This window comes from Clostridium sp. AUH-JLR23, assembly GCF_964238065.1.
In the GTDB taxonomy this organism is placed as follows: Bacteria; Bacillota_I; Bacilli_A; order Erysipelotrichales; family Coprobacillaceae; genus Allocoprobacillus; species Allocoprobacillus merdigallinarum.
The window spans coordinates 161,895-178,053 of the sequence record NZ_CAXSKY010000001.1 but is presented as its reverse complement, the minus strand read 5'-3'; the positions used below and the strand labels follow the sequence as shown (position 1 = coordinate 178,053).

At 32.2% G+C, this 16,159-nt stretch carries 14 protein-coding genes; 1 reads left to right on the top strand and 13 read right to left on the bottom strand.

What is annotated here, in order from left to right; translation table 11 throughout:
• Nucleotides 1-91 precede the first annotated feature (91 nt).
• The 13 genes from ACESR5_RS00950 to ACESR5_RS00890 form a co-directional block, all read right to left on the bottom strand.
• The gene (locus ACESR5_RS00950; RefSeq protein WP_087245527.1) at nucleotides 92-667 is read right to left on the bottom strand and encodes a histidine phosphatase family protein; all 576 of its coding nucleotides are present in this window, start codon (nucleotides 665-667) and stop codon (nucleotides 92-94) included.
• On the bottom strand, nucleotides 667-1,488 hold the full coding sequence (locus ACESR5_RS00945; RefSeq protein ID WP_129736285.1) for an MBL fold metallo-hydrolase: 822 nt from the start codon (nucleotides 1,486-1,488) through the stop codon (nucleotides 667-669). The genes ACESR5_RS00950 and ACESR5_RS00945 overlap by 1 nt, the downstream gene beginning before the upstream one ends.
• A 106-nt stretch (nucleotides 1,489-1,594) precedes the next feature.
• A complete protein-coding gene (locus tag ACESR5_RS00940) occupies nucleotides 1,595-2,167 on the bottom strand; it encodes a TetR family transcriptional regulator (RefSeq protein WP_158093985.1) in 573 nt (190 codons plus the stop codon).
• A 17-nt stretch (nucleotides 2,168-2,184) separates the two neighbouring features.
• Entirely contained in the window at nucleotides 2,185-2,850 is a 666-nt protein-coding gene (locus ACESR5_RS00935; protein ID WP_087245533.1) for a TrkA family potassium uptake protein, read from the bottom strand.
• A gap of 5 nt (nucleotides 2,851-2,855) precedes the next feature.
• Nucleotides 2,856-4,256, bottom strand: coding sequence for a TrkH family potassium uptake protein (locus ACESR5_RS00930; protein ID WP_087245535.1), 1,401 nt, complete (start codon nucleotides 4,254-4,256; stop codon nucleotides 2,856-2,858).
• 292 nt (nucleotides 4,257-4,548) lie between these two features.
• On the bottom strand, nucleotides 4,549-5,895 hold the full coding sequence (gene rlmD / locus ACESR5_RS00925) for a 23S rRNA (uracil(1939)-C(5))-methyltransferase RlmD (protein ID WP_191492226.1): 1,347 nt from the start codon (nucleotides 5,893-5,895) through the stop codon (nucleotides 4,549-4,551).
• A 42-nt stretch (nucleotides 5,896-5,937) separates the two neighbouring features.
• Nucleotides 5,938-6,642, bottom strand: a complete 705-nt coding sequence (locus ACESR5_RS00920) for a hypothetical protein (protein ID WP_087245538.1) — start codon at nucleotides 6,640-6,642, stop codon at nucleotides 5,938-5,940.
• Nucleotides 6,643-6,699: 57 nt separating this feature from the next.
• Nucleotides 6,700-8,127 carry an Asp-tRNA(Asn)/Glu-tRNA(Gln) amidotransferase subunit GatB gene (gene gatB / locus ACESR5_RS00915; protein ID WP_373153803.1) on the bottom strand — a complete coding sequence of 476 codons (1,428 nt, stop codon included), beginning with the start codon at nucleotides 8,125-8,127 and terminating at the stop codon, nucleotides 6,700-6,702.
• Entirely contained in the window at nucleotides 8,120-9,565 is a 1,446-nt protein-coding gene (locus tag ACESR5_RS00910; protein WP_373153802.1) for an amidase family protein, read from the bottom strand. The genes gatB and ACESR5_RS00910 overlap by 8 nt, the downstream gene beginning before the upstream one ends.
• Nucleotides 9,562-9,849, bottom strand: a complete 288-nt coding sequence (gene gatC / locus ACESR5_RS00905; RefSeq protein ID WP_087303841.1) for an Asp-tRNA(Asn)/Glu-tRNA(Gln) amidotransferase subunit GatC — start codon at nucleotides 9,847-9,849, stop codon at nucleotides 9,562-9,564. Before gatC ends, ACESR5_RS00910 begins: the two co-directional genes overlap by 4 nt.
• A 10-nt stretch (nucleotides 9,850-9,859) precedes the next feature.
• Entirely contained in the window at nucleotides 9,860-10,933 is a 1,074-nt protein-coding gene (locus ACESR5_RS00900; RefSeq protein WP_087245547.1) for a CamS family sex pheromone protein, read from the bottom strand.
• Entirely contained in the window at nucleotides 10,930-12,918 is a 1,989-nt protein-coding gene (ligA, locus tag ACESR5_RS00895) for an NAD-dependent DNA ligase LigA (protein ID WP_373153801.1), read from the bottom strand. The genes ACESR5_RS00900 and ligA overlap by 4 nt, the downstream gene beginning before the upstream one ends.
• Nucleotides 12,919-13,023: 105 nt before the next feature.
• The gene (locus ACESR5_RS00890; RefSeq protein ID WP_373153800.1) at nucleotides 13,024-15,171 is read right to left on the bottom strand and encodes an ATP-dependent helicase; all 2,148 of its coding nucleotides are present in this window, start codon (nucleotides 15,169-15,171) and stop codon (nucleotides 13,024-13,026) included.
• 120 nt (nucleotides 15,172-15,291) lie between these two features.
• Between ACESR5_RS00890 and ACESR5_RS00885 the strand changes: the two genes are divergently transcribed.
• Nucleotides 15,292-16,155 (top strand): ROK family protein, encoded by an 864-nt coding sequence (locus tag ACESR5_RS00885; RefSeq protein ID WP_373153798.1) that lies wholly within the window; start codon nucleotides 15,292-15,294, stop codon nucleotides 16,153-16,155.
• Nucleotides 16,156-16,159 lie beyond the last annotated feature (4 nt).

Genomic DNA, 16,159 nt, shown 5'->3' with positions numbered 1-16,159 from the left:
TTTTTTCATATCTATCACTATTACCTATATTCAATGAAACCTCAATATATATTTTTTACTGTTATTTCAACTTAAATTCATCATAGAGTTCTTATGACTTATCGTCTTGTCTAATCACATTTTTTAAATAAAATTGATGATTGTCATATTCATATACAAAAATACAACAATTTCCAAATCCTTTTTTTAATTCTTCTGTTGGATCTTGCCATGCTCTTAAAAAATTAAAACAGGCGCCACCATGACTTACTGCCAAAACAGAATAATGATCTTCTTTCTCCATAATCGCAGTTAATGTATCAACCATTCTCTCTTTTAAAGTATTATTAGATTCACCACCAAATTGCAAATAATAGGTTTCACATTTTTGAGGATCATTTTCTGCCAAATAATCATGTTCTCCTTCTAGTAAGCCATAATTATTTTCTTTAAGTCCTTTACATCGCTGATATGGCATGGACGTTATTAATTCTAATGTATCACAACATCTTTCACTTGTTGAACTATAAGCATGATCAAAATGAATCTGATGTTCCTCAAACCATTTTTTTGCTAAAAGGGCTTGTTGAATTCCTTTCGATGTCAATGGAGAATCACACCATCCTTGAATCTTATGAAGAACATTAAACAAGGTTTCACCATGACGCATGAGGTATAATGTTTTCATTAATGTTCACCCTTTAAAACAAATGCTTCACCTGGAGCCAACACATGTATTCTATCAGGATTGATGACTCTTTGGTATAAATCTTCAGGATTACCATTAAATGGTGTCATATCTGGAGCATCAACACTACCCCAATGTATACAAATCAAATGAGCTTGAGGGTATGTATTAGCCAATTGAATTGCTCCATCCAAAGTAATATGCCAATCATTATCAGCAAAATCAAATAATATGACATCTGGTTCAGGCATATGCAAATGTTCATCTAATAAACGTGAATCACCAGGTAACCAAATTGTTCCATCAGGCGTTTTTAACCAATAACCACAATAATCTTTCTCTTCCCAATAACGATATTGCCATTTTTTCGAACCATTTTGCCAGTTATGTTGTGCTCGTGTTAATTGAACAGATAAATCCTGTACTTGAAAAACATCATCAATATCATGCTTTTCAGTTTGAAATCCCTCTTCATTCATAACATCTGCAACATAATTAGGAGCATAATATTTTTGACAAACATTTTGTACATGACGGCAAGTAGGTCGAGAAAAATGATCATTATCTATATGAGTAATCAATATACCATCTAATTGTGGGACATCCTGTGATAAAATAGGCACTTCATACAACAAAGGAATATCAAATCCTTCTAATACTGGGTCAATCATAACATTTGTCTGATAACTGTGTATCATAATGCCTGCACCACCTAGCCAATAAATACGTGTTTCCTGGTCACTATAAAAGGCTTCCTTTGTTATAGGAATGGAAACAGGAGCAACCGCCTGCCCTTTATTATTCTTAACTATATTTCTCATCAAAAAATCTCCTTTCTTTTATACTTTTATTTTAGTATAAAAAGAAGGAGATTTCTATTTATATATTTTTTGTTTTGTCTAAAAATGGACATTTCTATGAATTTGTCTATTTCTGATAAGGATGAATTGAATTGTCACTATCTTGAAATAATTTATCCATGCCTAGTCCTCGCATCTCAACAATCATTTGAACAATCTCTTCACATGGAACTGGCATATCAGAAAGAATCCAAGATAATGTCATACTGCTAGATGCATGAGCATGATAGATTGTTGCAAACCTTAAAGCATCTGGCATAGGTTCTTTGCCATAAAGCTCCTGATGCCACTTTAAATCAAAAGCTTGACAATGATCAACAATATAATCCTTTAAACAGTTCTGCCCTTCCATTTGACACGCCTGTTTCATAAACCAGTGATATTTTTTTATATTTTCAAAAGTCACTAATAGTGAATCATGAAAATCAATATTCATATTCTGATCATGAAAATCAGGAACAATAAATGTATCATAAACATAGCAAATCAAATCATTCTTATCTTTAAAATGATTATAAAATGTTTGTCTGCTGACACCTGTTTCTTTTAAAATTTGAGATACTGTCAAAGATTCTAAAGGCTTTTTTTGAGTCAATTCTAACAAAGCTGTTCCTAATATTCTTTTTACATCAATAGACATATATTCACCTGCCAACATTAAACAATTAAATAATCAAATCTTTCAATTTTTTCAGTTTCAGCGACCATTAAGAAATGATCATTTACACGTAAGACATGTTCCGGATTAACATAAAGTTCAATTTTCTGTGTTTCCATATCACGTTGTCCTAAAATATTGATTCCATATTTTTTTCTTAAATCTAAAGAAGATAACGTATGTCCAACCCATGCCTGTGGTACTTTCATTTCCACTAAGCTATAATTTTCATCAAGTTCAACCAAATCAGTTATGTTCTTTCTAAGCAATGTTCGTGCGAGTCTTTCTCCCATTTCTTTTTCAGGACGAATAATACGATCAGCACCAATTTTTTCTAAGATAGATTTAAATCTTTTATTCTTAGCTTTTGCGATAATATATGGAATACCAATTTCTTTTAAATTCAAAACACCTAAAAGACTTTCTTCTAAATGATTACCAATAGCAACAATACCAACATCAAATTCTTCGATTCCTAAATCAATCAAAAAATCTTTATCAGTAATATCTCCAATAACTGCCTTTGTAGCAAATTCTGAAACTCTTTGTACACATTCAGGGCATTTATCTACTGCCACAACCTCACAACCATACTGTGATAATGTTTTGGTAATTGTTGAACCAAAAACACCTAACCCTAATACTACAACTTGTTTACTTTTCATTTTCCCTATCCTATCAGAACATCACCAACTGGATAAACGATGTCCTTTCCTTTCTTTTGTTTATATTTCTTTGCAAAGACTAATACCATTGTCATTGGCCCAATACGTCCAATATACATTAATATAATAATAACTATTTTTCCTATGACAGTCAAAGTTGGTGTGAGTGATGCAGATAAACCAACTGTTCCAAATGCTGAGAAGACTTCAAAGATTAAATCAATAAAATCTGCACCTTCATTCATCGACAATATAAATAATCCCAACGAACAAACAAAGAAACTTAATATAGCAATAGTCAATGAACGTTTCACGACCTGATCATCAATACGACGTTTAAACATTGTGACAACTTCATAACCATTCTGTAAAGAATGTAAATACATTAATGCAATGACTAAAGTAGCTGTTTTTATTCCCCCAGCTGTTCCTGCTGGTGAACCACCAATAAACATGAGAATAGACATAAATAATTTTGTCGAATCATGTAAAGAGGCCATATCAACAGAAGCAAATCCAGCAGTTCTCGTTGTCGTAGACTGGAAGAAACTTGCTAAAATTTTATCACCCCATGGCAATGGTCCTAATGTTCCTGGATTATTATATTCAAGGAATAAAATGACTAATGTTCCCCCTAGCAATAATGAGACTGTTGCTAAAAGAACAATTTTTGTATGAAGAGATAATGATGAGAAAAATGTCTTTATCCTAAAAAATTTAAAATTTTCTTTATAGTGACGCCAAGACATTCTTAAATCAATCCAAACAACAAATCCCAAACCTCCAGCAATAATCAAACCAGCAATCGTCAAGTTCATTAGAACATTTGTTTGATAAGGAATCAAAGAATTAGGACCAAGAATATCAAAACCAGCATTACAGAAAGCTGAAATTGAATGCCAGAATCCATAATAAATTCCTTTCACAAGACCAAATTCAGGAACAAAAACAATACATAATAATAATGCGCCAACAATTTCAAAAAAAGCTGTATATTTAATAACTCTTTTAATATAAACGCCAATGGCAGCCATAGAATTCTGATTTAATGCTTCCTGCATAATAATTTTATTTGTATATGTTAACCTTTTCCTTAAAGCATAAATGAACATATTCAATAAGGTCAAGAATCCCAATCCACCAATTTGAATAAGCAAAATAATAATAAGTTGTCCAATGAGTGTATATTGATCAGCGACAACAACTGGCACCAAGCCAGTTACACAAGTCGCTGATGTTGCAATAAACAAATGATCAATGTATGGAGCAACTGCTCCTTGATTTGAAAATGGACAAGCCAATAACAAAGAACCTACCAGTATTACCATAAAAAAGCTAAAAGCAATACGTCGCATAGGTGAAAAGACTTTCTTTTTCTTTGATTTATGAAAATCAACCGTTTCCATCTTTCTCCTCCATAAATATTAACATTTGATATAAAATATCATATATTTTTATAAAACAATTATAAAATAATCTATTTCAACACATATCTTTTCCTATATGACAACTCCCTTCAAATCTGTTTATAAAAAAACAGATTCCTAAAAGAATCTGTCAAGATATTTTATTTTACACATATAAAGTAAAACTCTCGAATAAATAAAGCGTATTAGCTTTATGACAGACTCCACCACTTATTCGACCTCCATTGTAACACAGTTAACTTTTTTGTCAACCAAAACAATAGGTTTTATCTTATTTTGTAAGAAGCACAATATTTTCGATATGAAAGCTTTGTGGAAACATATCAACAGGCTGACATTTCACAGCATGGTATCCATGTTGTTGCAAGATATCAATATCTCTTGCCTGAGTTGCCACATCACATGAAATATATACAATTTTATCAGGAGATAATAACAATAGCTGATTCAAAAATAATTGAGAACATCCTTTTCTAGGTGGATCGACAATCACAGCATCAATTTGTTTATGCTTTGTCGCAAAATCAACCATAAATTCACCAGCATCCTGACAATAAAATTCAACATTATCAATATGATTTCTTTTTGCATTTTCTTTAGCATCAATAATTGCCTGTTCAACAATTTCAACACCATAAACCTTATGAACATATTGAGCTAATGATAAAGATATTGTTCCAATCCCACAATAAGCATCTATCACTTCATCAGTTGGTTGTAAATTGGCATATTCAATAGCTTTTTGATATAGGACTTCCACCTGTAATGGGTTGATCTGATAAAAAGATTTTAAAGAAATACGATATGTGTTTCCTAATAACTGATCTTCTATATATCCATCACCATCTAAAATCATAACATCATCACCTAAAATCACATTATCATGGCGAGGATTATAATTTTGAATGATTGTTTTTAACTGTGGAAATTGCTTTTTAAGAGCTTGTATTAAATAGTCTTTTTGACGAATAGAACGTTGATATGTAATGAAAACAAGCATAGCCTGATTCGTATGATAACCATATTTGACAAGAATATGCTTAATATTTCCCTGATGTGTGACTTTATCATAAGCCTTTTCACCTACTTCTTCCAACAATTGTCTTGTAAAAGGGATGAGCTGATTAGATAACTCATTTTGAATATAACATTGATCCATCGCCACAATATCATTACTATGCTGCTTATAAAATCCAGTTACGAGATGGTTTTGATGCATTCCTACAGGAACTTGAACTTTATTACGATAAAACCAGGGATTTTCCATCATGAGGCATGGTTCAACTGGCACTTGACAATGACCAATTTTAAGTAATGTATCTGCAACCCTCTTGGTTTTCAACTGTTGTTGTGCCAATTGATTTAAATGCTGTAAATGGCAGCCACCACATTGTTTAAATATCGGACATCTTGCTTCTTGACGAAGTGGACTGGAATCACTCAATTCAATAAGCCTTCCAATGGCATATTTTTTCAAAACTTTAATAATCTTGATTTTTCCAATTTCATCAACAAGCATATTTTTTACAAAAATTGGCATTCCTTCATATTTGACAATTCCCATCCCATCATGAGTGTAATCAATACATTTTGCCTCAATATATTCATTCTTTTGCATAATAATATATGTCCTCCTATAAAAAAACGAGCTTAGCTCGTTTTATTCATCCGTTAAAGTTTCTTGAGCTTTCTTTGCACTTTCTTCATCTCTTACAGAAGCTAAAGTATAGGAAAACTCATCATTTTGAATATTTTTTGTTCCATAAATCGGAAAATCTTCACTATCAGAAGATGTCATGAAAACATTGACTTCATATTGTGTCACACCATCAATTGTACCAAATAAATCACTATATTTTTGGCCATCTTCTTTTTCTCTTCCCACAATACCATCCAAAGTTTGAACTGTTTCTTCTGCAATATTTTGTGCTTCTTTGGTGCTCATACCTGCTTTAAAAGTAATATCTAATTTTAATTGACGACATTCAGTTGAAAGTGTCATTGATTCAATTTCATCATATTTTTCTTCCATAGTTGACACAGTTGAATCTCTGGCATCTTTAGAAATACTCACCATACCTTCACAGCGTTCTCCGTAGACAGGACCATTATTAAATGATAAAACTACGATATAAATAATAAAAGCAACAGCTAAAGCTCCAAATAAAATGAGCAGATAGTGCCACCATTTCATAACAAAACCTTTTTTCTTTTTCTTCATTGGCTCCTCTTCCTCGTCATCTTCTTCATCTATTGCAGTATAAGGCACATTTTCTCTTTTGTTTTCTAAATCATCAAGATATGATGAAGGTTGGTATTCATCCTGAATATCGTCTTCATCATCAAAATGAAATTTTTTTGCCATTATTTTTCACCTACTTTTTCTCTATTGTACCAAAATTCATGAACAATGTATAGAACATTATGTTTTTCTTTTTTCCAATAATTGTTTTAATAATTGATTTGTTTTTTGAGGATTCGCTTGTCCTTGAGTTTTTTTCATGACTTGTCCTACAAAATAACCTAAAAGATTTGTCTTACCCTGATGGTAATCCTGAACCAATTGAAAGTGATTATCTAGCAGTTCTTCAATCAGCTCTATCAAAACATTTTCATCATTCATTTGTTGAATATGATGTTTTTGCATAATAGTTAAAGGATCCTTTTTTTCTAAAATCATTAGTGATAAAACCTGTTTTGTTTGTTTAGAAGAAACAATTCCTTGACCTGTCATATTCATCAGTTTCGCAAAATCCTGAACTTCAAATATATCATGAATATGTAAATGATTTTTATGAAGATAAGACAAAACATCTCCAATAAGCCAGTGACATACTGTATCATAATATATACATTGTTTAACTACCTGGTCATAAAAATCTGATAAATCTTTATTCAATAAAAGCGTATCAGCTTCTTTTACTGAAAGTTTATATTCATGAATATATTTATCGCGTCTTTGTGCTGGAAGCACTGGTAAATGATCTTTAATACTTTCAATCCATTGCCATGGTAGACGAACTGGTAAAATATTAGGTTCAGGATAATAACGATAATCAGCTAATAATTCCTTATCACGCATCGCTATTGTCTTTTGTGTCTTTTCATCAAAACGTCGCGTTTGTCTTGGAACGGGGTAATGATTCAATAAAAGTTCTGTCTGTCTTTGAATTTCAAAATCAATCGCTTTTTGCACATTAGCGAGTGAATTCAAATTTTTAATTTCCACTTTTTCACCATAGCCTTGAGACCCTTCATGGCGTAATGAAATATTAATATCACAGCGCATAGACCCTTGAGCCATAATAGCATCTGAAACATCAGTATAAATCAAAATCATTCTTAAAGCTTCCAAATAAGCACAAACCTCCTGACTATTATGAAACTGAGGTTGTGTCACAATTTCAATCAAAGGAATACCTGCACGATTATAATCAATCAATGTACAATCGTCATCATGGGTGAGTTTTGCTGTATCTTCTTCAAGATGAAGCTGTTCTATATTGATATGTATTTTTTGTCCATTGACTTCAATATCTAAATATCCATTTTTACCAATAGGATGATATTGTTGCGTTATTTGGAAACCTTTTGGTAAATCTGGATAATAATAATTCTTACGATCAAAACGAAGCAAACTATCTATATCCATATGCAAGGCATGACAAACACGAATAGCCATTTCCACTGCTTTTTTATTAACCGATGGTAAAGTTCCTGGCATCGCTAAATCTATAACATGAGCTTGACTATTAGGTGGTTGTCCAAATGAAACAGGAGCTGAAGAAAACATTTTAGACTGCGTTTTTAATTCACAGTGGACTTCAATACCTATGATTGTTTCAAACATGTTGAATCTCCTTTTGGCAATATTGCTGAGAAAAAGATAGCGATTTTTCTAACGCATAGGCGCAATTGAGAACAGTCTGTTCCTCAAAACATCGTCCCATTATATGAATGGCTACGGGCATATGGTCAACAAAACCACATGGTAAAGTTAAACTTGGTAATCCTGCCAAATTCGCAATGATCAAAAAATCATCAACTAATGTATATTCAACTTGCTTAGCCTCATTAAGAAAAGGAGCAATTCCCTCACCATTAGGAGTCAAAATAATATCATAATGACGATATAAATCTTGAATCGAATTGACAATGAGTCGTCTGACCTGTTGAGCTTTTCTAAACATCTTTTCCTGATTTTCCTGTTTCAAGGCCAATGAACCCAAAATAAAACGCTGTTGAATGCTTTGATGAAAACCCTGGCTTCGAGTACGTATAATCATATCATCTATATTTTCCCCTTGTTTTTGTAAGCCATACTTAATGCCATCTAAGCAGGCATGTTGACTTGTAGCTTCCCCATTAGCAATAATCTGATAAACTGGTGATAAAGCCTGAAGATAAGTATCTGGAAATTCAACTTCATGAATTGTTGCCCCTAATCTTTTGAATATGGAAACACAATTCATAAATTTTTCTTTTATGCGTGAATCCGCTAATCTTTCATACACATTTTTTATGACAGCAATTTTCAAATGAGATACATCTGAAGATAAAGATTGATAATAAGATGGTACTTTTTTAGTACATGATGTCATATCATGTTCATCATAGCCAGCAATATTTTCTAAAACAATACTCATATCTTTAACGCTTCTGGTCATAGCACCAACCGTATCTAAACTGGCAGCATAAGGAATCAAACCATAACGTGATATCAATCCCCATGTAGGTTTCATTCCTACAATGCCACAAAAACCAGCAGGACGACGAATAGAATCGCCTGTGTCACTGCCAATCGCAAAAGGAACAACGCCACTTCCAACTAATGCTGCACATCCTCCAGATGAACCACCAGCAACTCTTTGAATATTCCATGGATTCAAAACAGATCCCGTCAAAGCAGTCATATTCATAGTTCCCATGCCTAATTCATCCATTGAAGCTTTTCCAATTAAACAGCATTCTGCTTTTTCCAGTAAATCAACAATATGTGCATTATATACAGGTAAATAATCAGCCAACATACGGCTGGATGCTGTTGTATATATCCCTTTTGTATTAAAATTATCTTTTAAAACATAGGGAATTCCACTCAAAATATTTTGAAATTGCGCATGTTTTAAATCTTGTTGTGCTTTATCAAACGTCATAAGCGCAAAAGCATTTAAGCGTTTTTGCTGATATTGAGCCTCATGCCAAATCTCCTGATAATAATTTTCAGGAAGAATTTGACCAGTTTTAAAACCATGATGCAATTCTTCTATACTATAAACATTCATCATTCCACCACCTTAGGAATCTGAATTTGTTGATTTTTGATGTGTTTTGCATTTTTTAAAATATCTTCTCTACGCATAACATCCTGTATACTATCTTCCCTTAAAAAAGAAGTTTCTACCTCAAAAGGAAAAACCAAAGGCTCTACACCTTCAGTTTGAATACTTTCTAGACTTTGAACCTGTTTGAGAAATTGATGATATGCTTCAATGAAAGCATCCATATTTTCATCCAAAACAGATAACTTTACATCTTTTGCTAATGATTGAATTAATTCTCTTTCGTCCATAGTCCATCCTCTAATATAAATAATAACTTTTAACGTCTTGTCCTCTATCTTTAATCACAATCGCCTGTAATTCATCTTGTGAATATATAAGCACTTTAATATCAAAATCAGATGAAAAACGCGTATCAACACCATTCGCCAAAATAGAAGATAAATACATCAATTCAGTTGCTGTTTTCACGTTTAAATGAGCTTCTATAACCATTGATTGAATTTCACCATTTTGATATCTGGCAGTTCCTACTAATCCAGCAGCTTCAGTTGCTGCATCTTTTAAATTACTTTTAATAATATCAAATTCATTAGATGTTGTAGCATCTAATTCTTCGGCACGTGTACTTGAAAATAAAACAGTTTCAAAATTTACTTCTTCACTATTTCCATAAGAACCATCACAGTATGTCTTTAAAATATAATTTCCATCTACAGTACTTTCTGTTAAATCAGTTGCCTGATAAACCGTAATTAAAACAGGTAAATTCTTTAACTTTTCAAAATCTTCGTGAGATTGAATAATTTCATATAATTTCTCACTACATTCATATCCATAATTTAAAATAGATTGATCATCCATCTGCGTTTTTAAACGAGCATTATTTTTATCACGAGGATCAAGAACAATCACAAATGACGCACCTTTTAAAGTATATTTATCACCTGATTTTTCCCAAAAATCCTGTTCTTGAATCTGTTGAACCATTGTTGGATCACTGACATTGGCAATCTTTGTTCCAGCAGCAGGCTGTAAAGAATAATCACTATCACGTTTAACCATTTCTTGTTTTAAAGCAAGCTTTAAATATTGACCTTCACTCATATAATGATCAGAAGTCGAAAAATATTGTGATGATAAAATTTGTAATCCTCTTCCAATTGAAGAGAAATCAGATGTTGCACCATAGTCCAAATAGAAATCTTCTCTCAGTTCACTATCTTCAAATTTGACGATATTATAATAAGTATCATCAAATGACTCCATTGATGCAGTATTGTTTGTTGTTTCTTCTTCAACAGTATCTTGTGAAGATTGACAACCAGTCAACAACAATAAGAAAGCCATACAAACACATATTATTCTTTTCATAAATCAACCTCCTCCTTAAATTGTTCTTCACTTAATACAGTCACACCTAATTCTCTGGCCTTTTCAAGTTTACTTCCAGCATCACGACCACAGATCAGATAATCTGTTTTTTTAGATACACTACCTGTCACATTAGCACCTAGTCTGGCAAGATACTCTTTAATCTCCTTACGCGTCATCAATTCTAATGTTCCTGTGACACAAACAGTTTTTCCATTAAAAATACTTTCTTGAAGTAAAGATGTATCTTTTAGATAATTCATATTTAAACCGAGATCTTTTAAATGTTGTAATAAAGCCATTGATTGAGGTTGACTTCTAAAACGATTTAAAGATTGAACAAGTGTATCGCCAACATCACGCATAGAAAGCAACTTAGCTGTTGAAGCCTCAAGCAAAGCATCCATACTTTTAAACTCCTTAGCTAAGTTATCAGCCATTTTAGCACCGATTCCTTTAATTCCTAAACCAAATAATAATTTTTCCATTGAATTACCTTTACTTTTTTCAATAGCCTCTAACAAATTATCCATTGATTTTCTACCAAATCCTTCTATATCTATAATTTCCTGTTCATGACTAGATAAACTATAAATATCTTCAATAGAACGAACAAAACCTAAATTATAAAATTGTTCTATAATTTTTTCTCCTAATCCTTCTATATTCATAGCATCACGAGATGCGAAATGAATGATGCGCTCAATCTTCTTAGAATCACAATGTTCATTTAAACAATAATAAGCAGCCTCATTGTCTTTTCTAACAAGCGGTGTCCCACAATATGGACAAACATCAATCATCTTAAATTTCTGTTCTGTTCCATCACGTCTTTCTTTTAAAGATCGAACAACTTCTGGGATAACATCTCCTGCTTTACGGACCACAACATAATCGCCAACACGAATATCCTTATGAACAACGTTATCTTCATTATGTAATGTCGCACGTTGAACGGTACTACCAGCGACACGTACAGGTTCCAAAACCGCATTTGGCGTAATTTGACCCGTTCTTCCAATTGTAAAAATAATATCCTTAAGTTTTGTGACAACTTCTTCAGCTGGGAATTTATAGGCAATAGCCCATTTAGGAACTTTTGCTGTATACCCTAATCTTTCCTGCCATGCTAAATTATTCACTTTAATGACTATACCATCTATTTCATAAGGCAAAGATTGACGTTTTTCTGTCATTTCCATAATGAAATTCCATACTTCATCAATATTTGCACAAACACGTGTCATAGGATTGACTTTGAAGCCCAGCTTTGCAATATAATCTAAAGCTTCTTTATGTGTTTGACACCCTACTTCCTGAGCCGTTGGCACCATATATAAAAATGCATCTAAGCCACGTTTAGCAGCAATACTTGAATCTAGCTGTCTAACACTTCCGGCAGCCGCATTTCGAGGATTCGCAAATAAGGCTTCACCTGCTTGTTGACGTTGATGATTCAATTGTTCAAAAGATTTTTTAGGCATATAGATTTCTCCACGCACTTCAAAATCTCCCTGATAATCAATTGATAATGGAATAGATTTAATTGTTTTGACATTATGCGTAATATCTTCACCAGTTGTTCCATCACCACGTGTTGCTCCATAACTCAATTGTCCATCAGCATACACTAATGAAACAGCTAAGCCATCTATTTTTAACTCACAGACATATTCAGCTTGAGGAAACACATCACGAATACGATCATCGAATTCTCTCAGTTCATCTTCATTAAAAATATTTCCTAAAGACAACATCATTCTTTGATGCGTAATTTTCTGAAATCCTTCTAAGACTTCTCCACCTACACGTTGACTTGGTGAGTCAGGAGTTACCCATTCAGGATGTTTAGCTTCTATACTTTGCAACTCTTGCATCAAACGATCATATTCCTGATCGGATACTGTTGGATTATCTAAGACATAATATTGATAATTATATTCATTTAATAATTTTTTGATTTCATTCAATCTTTCTAATGTCATTTTACACACTCCATTCACTTGCTCATTATATCAAAAAAAGATGATGAATCAAATACAAAACATCAAAATTCATCACCCAAAATTATCCTTATTTTCACATCATTTTTATGACGATAAACGTCTTAAAGCCTTATGCTGTGCCATCAATGTTTTTAAACCATATGGCATGGAAAAAGCAATATCTAAAGTATTTCCATGAACTTTAACAATAACACCTTTACCAAAGACATCATGCTCTACAAAATCGCCCTGTTTCCAGTCATGAATATCATTATCACCTATCATCTCATCAACAGTTGGGCCTAAATGTACAAATTGTTTTGTTTTAAATGGTGAAGGCTTACCAATATGTTCAACATGGTCTACACCAATTTCATCAATAAACTGAGAAGCCATTTTAGGAGAATTCGTCATATAATTAAATCCTTGACTATCCGTCAGATATAGACGCTTTTTCGCACGCGTAAATGCCACATAAGCCAATCTACGTTCTTCTTCCATCCCCTCTTCTCCTTCTTCAGAAACACTTCTAAAACTTGGAAAGACATCCTGTGACAATCCCACAACAAAGACATAGTTAAACTCCAGACCTTTAGCCATATGAATACTCATTAATGACACATATTCATCCTGTGTCATATCATCTTGTGATGTATATAAAGCGATATCCTGTAAATAACTTTCAAAAGTAGCACTATCTGGATGGGTATTCATATATCCAGCAATTGAGTTTTTTAACTCCATAATGTTTTGAATACGATTTTCATCTTCATCATTTCTTAGCATTTCAAAATAACCAATATCTTTCAATAAGTATTCAAAGACATCAGCCAAGGGATTTCTTGATTGTCTTGCTTTTTCAATAGCTTGTACAAATTCACTGATGGCTTTTTTCACTTTACCTTTCAATCCAATTTCATCACTATATAAACAAACAGCTTCATAACAGCTAATGCCATACTCAATCGCTTTCAGTTGGATTTTTTCAAGTGTTTTTTGACCAATACCACGACTAGGAACATTAATAATACGTTCAAAAGATAAATCATCCATAAATACCATTAAGCGTAAATAACTTAATGCATCTTTAATTTCTTTACGATTAAAAAACTTTAATCCACCAAATATTTTATAATCAATCTGATGCTGAATTAATTTCTGTTCAAAAGGACGTGATAAATAATTAGCACGATAGAGAATCGCAAAATCATGATAATTCACACCATCAACCTGATGTATAATATTTTCAATTGTCTGACAGACAAACTCAGCTTCTGCTTCTTCATCGCCTGCTGAATAGTGCACAACTTTATCACCATCTTCTAATTGTGTAAACAAATCTTTTTCTAAACGATTTTTATTTTTTCGAATCAAATTATTCGATATATCTAATATTGTTTTTGTAGAACGATAATTCTGATCAAGAATAATGGTTTTGACATGAGAATAATCTTTATCAAAATTCATTATATAATTCACATCAGAACCTCTAAAAGAATAGATTGTCTGATCAGGATCTCCAACTACACATAAAGTTGCTTGACCTGATAAAAGATGAATCAATTTATAATCAATATTTCCAACATCCTGAAACTCATCTACATGTATATATTGAAATTTACGCTGCCATTTTTCCAGAATTTCTGGGAATTTCTCAAATAATTCAACAGTCTTCAACAACAAATCATCAAAATCCAGCATAAAATGTTCTTCTTTATATTTTTCATATTCCTGATAAACAATTGCTTTTTTGGCCTCACCTATAAAATCTCCTGCTAATTTATACGCTTTTTGTGGTGAGATTTCAGCCATTTTACATGATGATATATAATGAATACAGCTTTTTACACTCATTGTTTTACTATCAATATTTTTATCTTTAAAAATCTTCTTTAATAATGATTTTTGATCTTCTTCATCCATAATAACAAAATGATGAGGATAATGAAAAGCATGAATATGCTGTCTTAATATTCTGACACATAAAGAATGAATTGTACATAAAAGAGCTCCTGAAGCATATTCACCTAATAAATCCACAACTCTTTGACGCATTTCATTCGCTGCTTTATTTGTAAAAGTAATAGCCAATATATGTCGAGGCTCAATCCCCACTTCTTCAATCAAGTAAGCAATACGATATGTTAAAACACGTGTTTTCCCACTTCCTGCTCCTGCAATAATACGTAAATGAGAATCTAAATAAGTGGCTGCTTCCTTTTGTTTTGGATTTAATAATTTGTCTAAATTCATCGTATCACATCCTCTCAGTCTAATCATTATATCATAATTACTCAAAAAAGAAATCAAAAACATGAATAAAGGTTGAATTCAAAATGAATCAATGAAATAATGAAACGAGAGGTGAAAATCATGTATTTAGCTATAGATATAGGTGGTACATATACCAAATATGGATATTATCAATCTAATGGGATATGCTTACAAAAGAATATGATTCCTACTGTCAAAACCAACAAAGAAACATTCTATCATACTTTAAAAACATTAATCACAAAAGAAGTCGAAGGAATAGCTGTCAGTATGCCCGGTCTTATTGATAGTCAAAGAGGATATATCCACGCTATTACTTTACTGCCCTATTTCAATGAAACAGATTTTTGTCAAGAATTTTCCAGTTTAACTCACTTACCAGTCACTTTACAAAATGATGCCAAATGCGCTACTTTAGGTGAAATGTGGAAAGGAAGCTTAAAGAACGTTGATAATGGTTTTATGATTGTCTTAGGTTCAGGTATTGGCGGAACATATATATTACATGAAAAAATCGTAGAATCAAAACACTATAAAATTGGAGAGCTCGGTTCTTTTTTAATTCCTACATCAAATGGCTATTCTAACTTTGGTAAAGAATATAATGCTGTTAAACTCATTCATGATCTGAGTGATATTTTAAAATGTCCTGATGATGGACAGATTGTATTTCAACAACTGACTTCATCTCATCAAGCTATGCAGTATTTTGAACACTATTGTTTACAGATTGCAACAATGATCTATAATCTTGATTATTTACTAGATTTAGATATCGTAACTATTGGTGGAGGAATCAGTCAACAGCCATTTCTCATTCAAACTATTCAAAAACAATTTCATGATTTAAGAAAACAATACAAAGAAGATGATCATGAACCAGTTATTAAAGCCTGTCAATTTCAAAATGAAGCCAATTTACTTGGAGCATTGTATCATTTTCATACCAAAAAAGGAGGTTAATTTT

Bases quoted from the DNA above. Each gene is read 5' to 3' on its own strand.
- ACESR5_RS00885 (WP_373153798.1), top strand. From the start codon at position 15,292: ATGTATTTAGCTATAGATATAGGTGGTACATATACCAAATATGGATAT.
- gatC (WP_087303841.1), bottom strand. From the start codon at position 9,849: ATGGACGAAAGAGAATTAATTCAATCATTAGCAAAAGATGTAAAGTTA.
- ACESR5_RS00950 (WP_087245527.1), bottom strand. From the start codon at position 667: ATGAAAACATTATACCTCATGCGTCATGGTGAAACCTTGTTTAATGTT.
- ACESR5_RS00945 (WP_129736285.1), bottom strand. From the start codon at position 1,488: ATGAGAAATATAGTTAAGAATAATAAAGGGCAGGCGGTTGCTCCTGTT.
- ACESR5_RS00935 (WP_087245533.1), bottom strand. From the start codon at position 2,850: ATGAAAAGTAAACAAGTTGTAGTATTAGGGTTAGGTGTTTTTGGTTCA.
- ACESR5_RS00930 (WP_087245535.1), bottom strand. From the start codon at position 4,256: ATGGAAACGGTTGATTTTCATAAATCAAAGAAAAAGAAAGTCTTTTCA.
- gatB (WP_373153803.1), bottom strand. From the start codon at position 8,127: ATGTTTGAAACAATCATAGGTATTGAAGTCCACTGTGAATTAAAAACG.
- rlmD (WP_191492226.1), bottom strand. From the start codon at position 5,895: ATGCAAAAGAATGAATATATTGAGGCAAAATGTATTGATTACACTCAT.
- ACESR5_RS00920 (WP_087245538.1), bottom strand. From the start codon at position 6,642: ATGGCAAAAAAATTTCATTTTGATGATGAAGACGATATTCAGGATGAA.
- ACESR5_RS00900 (WP_087245547.1), bottom strand. From the start codon at position 10,933: ATGAAAAGAATAATATGTGTTTGTATGGCTTTCTTATTGTTGTTGACT.
- ligA (WP_373153801.1), bottom strand. From the start codon at position 12,918: ATGACATTAGAAAGATTGAATGAAATCAAAAAATTATTAAATGAATAT.
- ACESR5_RS00890 (WP_373153800.1), bottom strand. From the start codon at position 15,171: ATGAATTTAGACAAATTATTAAATCCAAAACAAAAGGAAGCAGCCACT.
- ACESR5_RS00910 (WP_373153802.1), bottom strand. From the start codon at position 9,565: ATGATGAATGTTTATAGTATAGAAGAATTGCATCATGGTTTTAAAACT.
- ACESR5_RS00940 (WP_158093985.1), bottom strand. From the start codon at position 2,167: ATGTCTATTGATGTAAAAAGAATATTAGGAACAGCTTTGTTAGAATTG.